The sequence below is a fragment of the Ralstonia sp. 1B3 genome, assembly GCF_036631435.1.
In genome coordinates this window covers 63,169-70,063 of the sequence record NZ_JAPNUG010000039.1, presented here as the reverse complement: position 1 = coordinate 70,063, position 6,895 = coordinate 63,169, and the positions used below count along the sequence as shown (strand labels likewise).

At 67.8% G+C, this 6,895-nt stretch carries 2 protein-coding genes and 3 pseudogenes; 2 read left to right on the top strand and 3 right to left on the bottom strand.

What is annotated here, in order from left to right; translation table 11 throughout:
- Positions 1 to 742: pseudogene (locus OWR21_RS11680) on the top strand (PepSY-associated TM helix domain-containing protein); the annotation flags it as partial.
- Between the two features lie 69 nt (positions 743 to 811).
- Here OWR21_RS11680 and OWR21_RS11675 read toward each other — a convergent pair.
- Entirely contained in the window at positions 812 to 1,675 is an 864-nt protein-coding gene (locus tag OWR21_RS11675) for a MurR/RpiR family transcriptional regulator (RefSeq protein WP_015855786.1), read from the bottom strand.
- Between the two features lie 288 nt (positions 1,676 to 1,963).
- On the opposite strand from OWR21_RS11675, the gene OWR21_RS11670 reads away from it, so the two are divergent.
- A complete protein-coding gene (locus OWR21_RS11670; RefSeq protein WP_332395334.1) occupies positions 1,964 to 3,010 on the top strand; it encodes a porin in 1,047 nt (348 codons plus the stop codon).
- A gap of 273 nt (positions 3,011 to 3,283) precedes the next feature.
- Here the strand turns inward: OWR21_RS11670 and OWR21_RS11665 are convergent.
- Together OWR21_RS11665 and OWR21_RS11660 are read right to left on the bottom strand one after the other, a co-directional pair.
- Positions 3,284 to 5,555 (bottom strand): annotated as a pseudogene (locus OWR21_RS11665) (mechanosensitive ion channel family protein).
- Positions 5,556 to 5,621: 66 nt separating this feature from the next.
- Positions 5,622 to 6,874 (bottom strand): annotated as a pseudogene (locus tag OWR21_RS11660) (MFS transporter).
- Positions 6,875 to 6,895 lie beyond the last annotated feature (21 nt).

The following is a 6,895-nucleotide window of genomic DNA, read 5'->3' as shown; positions in this document are numbered from 1 at the left end:
GAGCCCGCCGCCAAACCGGCCGCCAATGCTCGCCCGGCCAAGGCCAAATCCGAACACCCGGCCAACCGCCGCGCCACGATCGTCCGCTGGCTGCGCAAGACGCACGGCTGGTTCGGGCTGTGGGGCGCGGTGATGGGCCTGATCTTTGGCGTGTCGGGCATCTGGCTGAACCACCGCGCGGTGTTGAAACTGCCCGTGGCGCAACAGCGCATCAATACGCAGATCGCCCTGCCCGACCCCGTGCCCGCCACGCCCGAAGCGATGGCCGCGTGGCTGCAGCAGACGCTGAACACGCCGGAGCCGGCCACCCGCACGCGCGTGGAGAAGGCCAAGCCGGTGGCCTGGGCCGAACGCCCGGCCAAGGGCGAAGGCGCCAAGGACGACAAGAACGCCGACGCACCGCGCGAACCGGCTGCCAAGCCGCTGATGCAGCCCGAGCAATGGACCTTCAACTTTGGCAGCGCCACCGCAAATCCAGGCCGAATACTGGGCCGGCAACCGCTCGGTAGCGATCCGCCAGACCGACAACGGCTTCCTCGGCACGCTGATGAACCTGCACAAGGGCGTCGGCATGACGGTGCCGTGGATTCTGCTGGTGGATACGCTGGCCGGCTGCCTGATCTTCCTGTCGATCTCGGGCCTGTGGCTGTGGGTGATGACCACCAAGCGCCGCACGGTCGGCTGGACAATCTTCGGGTTGGGAAGTCTGCTGGCGATCGGGCTGGCGATCTCGCGGCTCTGAGCACCGCATGTGTTGTGGATGGCGCCCGCGTGGCGCCATTTTTTGCCTTCGCTGCTTCGTTGCCGTCGCTTACGGGCGGTCGACGCTGCGCTCGGTCAGCAGTCGCTGGATCGCCCGCATGCGCGAGCGCACCATCTCATCGCGGCGTTGCGCCACGCAGGTCATCAGGATCTCGATGACGGTCAGATGCACGAGGTACGCCTCGGTGCCGACCCGCATCACCGCATCTTCCGGCACGTCCACGGTCAGCGCGATCTGCGCGCGCTCGGCCAGCGGCGTGCCCGCCTGGGTGATGGCGATCACGCAGGCGCCCTGCTCGGCCGCATAGGCAATCGACTCGAGCAGATACGGCATGCGCCCCACGTGCGAGAACGCCACCACAACGTCGGACGCGCCCAGCATCGCCGCCGACACAAGCTGCAGATGCGCATCGAAGTAGGCGTTGGACGCCAGCCCGAGCCGCATCAGCCGCGCCTGCATGTCGTTCGCCATGAACGATGAGGCCGCACCCGCCGCATAGCAATCGACGCGGCGCGCGCGAGCGATGCGCTCGGCAGCGGCGTCGACCTGCGTGGTGGACAGCGATTCACGCAGCTTGGCCAGCGCCCGCGTGGCGCCATCGATGACCTTGCTGGCGACCAGCGCGGGAGGGTCCGCCCGGCCGACATGGCCTGGCAGCGTGGGCTGCGCGTGCGCGAGTTCGGCGGCCAGCGTGGCCTTGAACTCGCGCAAGCCTTCAAAGCCGAGCGCCTGGCACATCCGCACGATGGTCGGCATCGACACGCCGGCGCGCACGGCGAGCGTCTCGACGGATTGTTCGAGCGACAGCTCCGGCGCTTCCAGGATCAACCGCGCCACGCCCTGCTGCGCCGGCGAGAGCGCGGGCAGCTGGTCGCGCAGGGCGTTGAGCAGGGGAACGGAGAACGAAGGCATGGCGGATACGTGGGCGGCAAACGGAAATCAGCGTCGCCAGTGTAGCGGCAGCCCCGCGCCACGCCGCCTGCCCGAGGGAAAACCCCCAAGAATCTGTAAGCCCGCGGTTTACGCGCAATGCCCCTTCAGCGGGCAATGCCCCAACCGGCGCGACGTGTGCGGCGCTTTGCCGGTGCATGCGTAACTTCAACCCTTACAGCGCAGACTTGCCTGAGAGTCGGCCCCCGAGCCAGGCCGGAAAACCCGTTCCGGCCGACACAACAGTCGTTACGACAATAAGGGAGCCACATGACCACTTCGATCCGTTCCATTCCGCTATCGGCCGTTGCACTGTCGGCGCTGCTGGCCTGCGGCGCCGCGCACGCGCAATCCAGCGTCACGCTGTACGGCGTGATGGAAACCGGCCTGCGCTACAGCACCAACAACGACGCCGACGGCCACGGCAAGGCCGAGATGGCAGGCGGCTACTACAGCGGCAGCCGCTTCGGCATTCGCGGCTCGGAAGACCTGGGCAACGGCCTGAAGGCCGTGTTTCATCTGGTCAGCGGTTTCGCCCCGGACACCGGCGTGGGCTCCACCAACGACATGGGCCTGGGCGGCTACAAACCGACCACGCCCGCCACCTCGCGCCTGTTCGGGCGCCAGGCGTATGTCGGCTTGGAAGGCGGGTTCGGCTCGCTGACGTTCGGCCGGCAGGAGAACCTCGTCTTCAACACGGCTGGCCAGTACGACGCGCTCTCCATCGGCAACCTCGGCGCAACGGCGTGGCACGTCACTGCCACCGGCGTGCGCATCGACAACTCGGTCAAGTACGTCGGCGATTTCAACGGCTGGCGCCCCGGCGTGATGGTCGGCATGGGCGAGCAGGCCGGCGCGTTCTCCGCAGGCAACTACAGCGCGCTGTCGCTCAACTACGCCAGCGGCCCGTTCGCGTTCGGCGGCGCGTGGGAGCAGCAGAAAGACCCGCAATCGGTCGGCACCCGCACCTGGACCACCGGCGGCAGCGTGCAGGTCGGCCCCGCCAAACTGATGCTCGGCTACATCAACTACCGCGACGGCACGCCCACCAAGAACGACCTCATCCTCGGCGGCGTGAAATACGACTTCAGCGGCCAGTACAACCTCGTGGTGGGCGGCATGGCCACGCGCCAGCGCGACCCCGGCGGCCTGCGCTACACCGCCTACGCGATCATGAACTACGTGGTCAGCAAGCGCACGTGGCTGTACGTCGGCATGGACTACACCCACCAGAAAGACGCCGGCACCGTCCTGGCAGCCGCACTGCCGAAAGCCTCGCAGACCGGCGTCATGGTCGGCATGCGCCACGGCTTCTAAAACGAAGACACGCCTGGGCGCCAACACCCGCGCCCAGCCGGTTTGGCCTTTGACTTTCCCTGCCCTAGATGGCGCCTTGAATTTCTGTTGCAGAGAGGAAAAGGAAGGGAAACTGTCTGAGCGCAGCGAGTTTTCCCTTCCCTCTCTGCGACATAAATTCAAGGAATCTTTCGCCATCTCGGGCGCGCCTTTCTTTGCTTACTTTCTTTGGCAAGACAAAGAAAGTGGGTCGGCCCCGGCAGGGGACGATACGAGGATGGACCCGCAACGCCCTTAAGCCGGCGCTCCCGCAGGAGGTGGCTCATCAGCAGCCCGCGGCACCTTCCCTCATCCGGCGCCACCCGCGCCATCCACTCCTCAAACGCCGCAGAAGTCCGCAACACCGTCCCCGGCGCCGCCAGCGGCACGCCCGCCTTGTCGAACGCATCCTTGAGCACAACGTTGAACGCCCGCAGCACATCCGCCTGCTTCTGCGGACGCGTCTTGAACCGCCCCTTGACGATCATCGCGCCACCTTCAAAGCGGTCCAGCCCGAAGATTTCCGCACCGCCGAGCAACGTGTAGCCAAAGCGCGGCTCACCCGCAATCTGGTCGGCCGCCGCACGCACAAGGTCGATCGCCTGCTGCGGTTGGGCCTCCATCGCCACGCGCACTTCAAAGTCGGCAAACGAGTAATCGCGTGAAAGGTTGCGCACGGTCTTGATCTGGCTGAACGGAATCGACAGCACCGCGCCCGTGCCATCGCGCAGCCGCACCGTCCGGATGGTCAGGTTGATGACGGAGCCCGTGGCCACCCCCACGTCCACCACATCGCCCACGCTGATCGTGTCTTCCATCAGGATGAAGATGCCGGTGATGAAGTCCTGCGCCAGCGACTGCGCACCAAAGCCCACCGCCAGGCCGATCACGCCGGCGCCGGCCACCAGCGGCGTCACGTTCACGCCCAGGTTGGCCAGCACGCCAATGCTGGCCGTCACCACCAGCGTCACCTTCAGCCCGTTGCGCAACAGCGGCAGGATCGTGAGCGCGCGCGTGCTCGGCTGCGCCCGCGCCGAGGCCGGCGACAGCGCCCGCAGGATCGCCGTGTCGAGCAGGATCCAGACCAGCCAGGTGGCAAACACGGTGCCGATCAGGCCCACCAAGGCGTCGGCGATGCGCTTGCCGTTGACCGAACTGTGTGCGACCTCCACCAGCGTGTGGCCCCATACGCGCAGCACCAGTTCGAGAAAGGCGATCCAGATGACGAGCTTGATCAGCGCACCGACGAAATGCTTGAGCCGCTCGAGATAAGGCGAGCTGCGCGCCAGACGTAGATGCGAGCGCCAGTTCGCGCGGGGGCGGACCAGCGCCGACAGAAAGAACGCCGCCACCAGCAGCAGCGACGTCATCACGGCACGGCGTGCCACGACGTCAACGTTATCGGGCGTCGTCAGCGTCGCCATGACGGTGGCGCCGGCCAGCACCAGCACCGGCACCGGCCAGAACGCCGCCAGCAGCCGGCGGACCTGGTTGCCCGTGTGTTCGCCGCTGCGCAGCTCCAGCGGGCGATTGGCGATCAACTGGCCGATGGGCCGCCGCGCCACAACGCGCCCACCGCCAGCATCAATGAAGACACCACGTTGCACACCGTGGCCAGCAGCAGACTGAGCGAGCCGCCCAGCACCAAGGCAACGCGCGGGTCGACCAGCGCATCGCCGCAGGCGCCCAGACTGGCCGTCAGAAAGATCGGCCACATGCCGTGCTTGAACAGGTATTCCACCGCCATGCGCCGGTGCGCACTGCCGGAAAACAGCGAGAACAGCATCGCCACGCCGGCCGTGATGATCGCGCCCCACACGATGGCGTAGGCCAGCACCACCGCCAGGACGAAGCCGGGCGACGCGTCGTGGTCGAGCCGCACGATCACCGCAAAGGAGATCGCCCATGGCCCGATCTTGCGCAGCGCATCGATCAGCAGTGCCCGCGTGGTCGGATGCGGCCCGAGGCCTGCGGTGAGGCCAAACACGCGGCGGATCAACCAGCCCAGGCCGAGCAGGCCCGCCGCGATGGCGGCCCAGATACCCACCGTGCTCGCAAAGTCGGCAACCAGCGGCATGCGCCGCTCGGGCGCGACGAGCAGGCTCGCGTTCCCGCTGGCGGCCTCGATGCGGCGCAGCCAGTAACGCGGCGCACCGGCTTCGACATCGGCCTGCAACGATCCGTGCTCGATGAGCGATGCCACCGCGCCCAGCAGGCCGGGCGCCTGTTCGGCCTGTACCTTCTGCTGCGCGCTCATGCCATCGCGCAACTGCTTCAGCTCATTGACGAGGGCCGTGCGCTGCTGATCGTTGCTGAGCAGCGTGATGACGGTGTCGAGCGACTGGCGTGTCTGCACGGGGTCGGCGGCGGGCGCCGACGCGCTGGCGGTGGAAGTCGGCAGCCCGGCCAGCTTGGCAAACGACACCGGCGCGGCATCGGCCACGCGGGCCACGCCGGCCATCAACAGGAGGAGGAACGATGCGAGCGGCCACAGTCGCCGCGTGCAGAACAGGAAATGAGTACGCATGACAGGGAAAGCGATCGTGCAGACATCGATCACGGCACGATACGCGAATTCCCCGGGCGCACAACTTCAGCGCTTGGCGCCCGGCGGCAGCGGAGCCCGCCGCCAGAGCCACGCCGCCGTGCCCAGCGCACACGCCATGCAGCCCATCACCAGCGTCACCACGCCAGGCCAGCCCCAGGGCGCATAGAGCTTGCCGCCTGTCGTGCCGATCAGGCTGGAGCCCAGGTAATACGCCAGCAAATACAGCGCCGCGGCCTGCCCCTTGGCACGCCGCGCGCGGCGCCCGACCCAGCCGCTGGCCACCGCGTGCGCACCGAAAAAGCCGAAGGTCAGCAGCGCGATGCCGCCAATCACCAGCACCAGCGGGCCCGCCAAGGTCAGCAGCACGCCGCCCGACATCAGCGCTGTGCCCGCCAGCAGCATGCGGCCCCGGCCATGGCGATCCGCCAATCGGCCGAACCATGCCGAGGCGCCAATGCCCAGCAGATACACCATGAAGATGCCGCCCACCGCCGTCTGGCTAAGGGCATACGGCGCGTCGAGCAAGTGGAAGCTCGCGTAGTTGTAGATCGTGACGAAGCCGCCCATCAGCAGAAAGCCCATGGCGAACAGCGCGCGCAGGCCCGGCTCGCGCAGATGGGCGCCCAGCGTGTCGAACAGGTCGCCCAGCGCCACGCCCTTGCGCGGCACAAACCGACGCGACGGCGGCAGCAGCCACAGAAAGGCCAGCGCCGCGAGCAAACCCAGCATGCCGGCAAAACCGATGGCGGCGCGCCAGCCGAAATGGTCGGCCACGGCGCCGGTCAGCACGCGCCCCGCCATGCCGCCGAATGCGGTGCCGCCAACGTACAGGCCCATCGCCATGCCCAGCCCTTGCGGGTGCACCTCTTCGGCCAGATACGCCATGGCCACCGCCGGCACGCCGCCCAGCACCACGCCAAGCAACGCCCGCGTGGCCAGCAACCCGTGCCAGCCCGGCAGCACCGCCGCCGCCAATGTGAGCGCTGAGGAGAGCACCAGCGACACGCCCATCAGCGTCTTGCGATGAATCGACTCGGACAGCAGCCCCGCAAACAGGATCGCAAAGGCCAGCAGCAGCGTAGAGACGGACAGCGCGAGGCTCGTCTGCGCGGGCGTCAGGCCAAAGTCATGCGCCAGCAGCGGCATGAGCGGCTGCACGCAATACAACAGCGAAAACGTCGAAAACCCGCCGCGAACAGCGCCAGATTGGCGCGCAGAAAACCGGGATGCCCCCGGACCAGCCAGCGCGACGGATCGGCGGGCTCGATGGCGGGCGAGGGAGAAAGCGGAGCGTTCACGGCGGGCGGTTGGAACAGGCG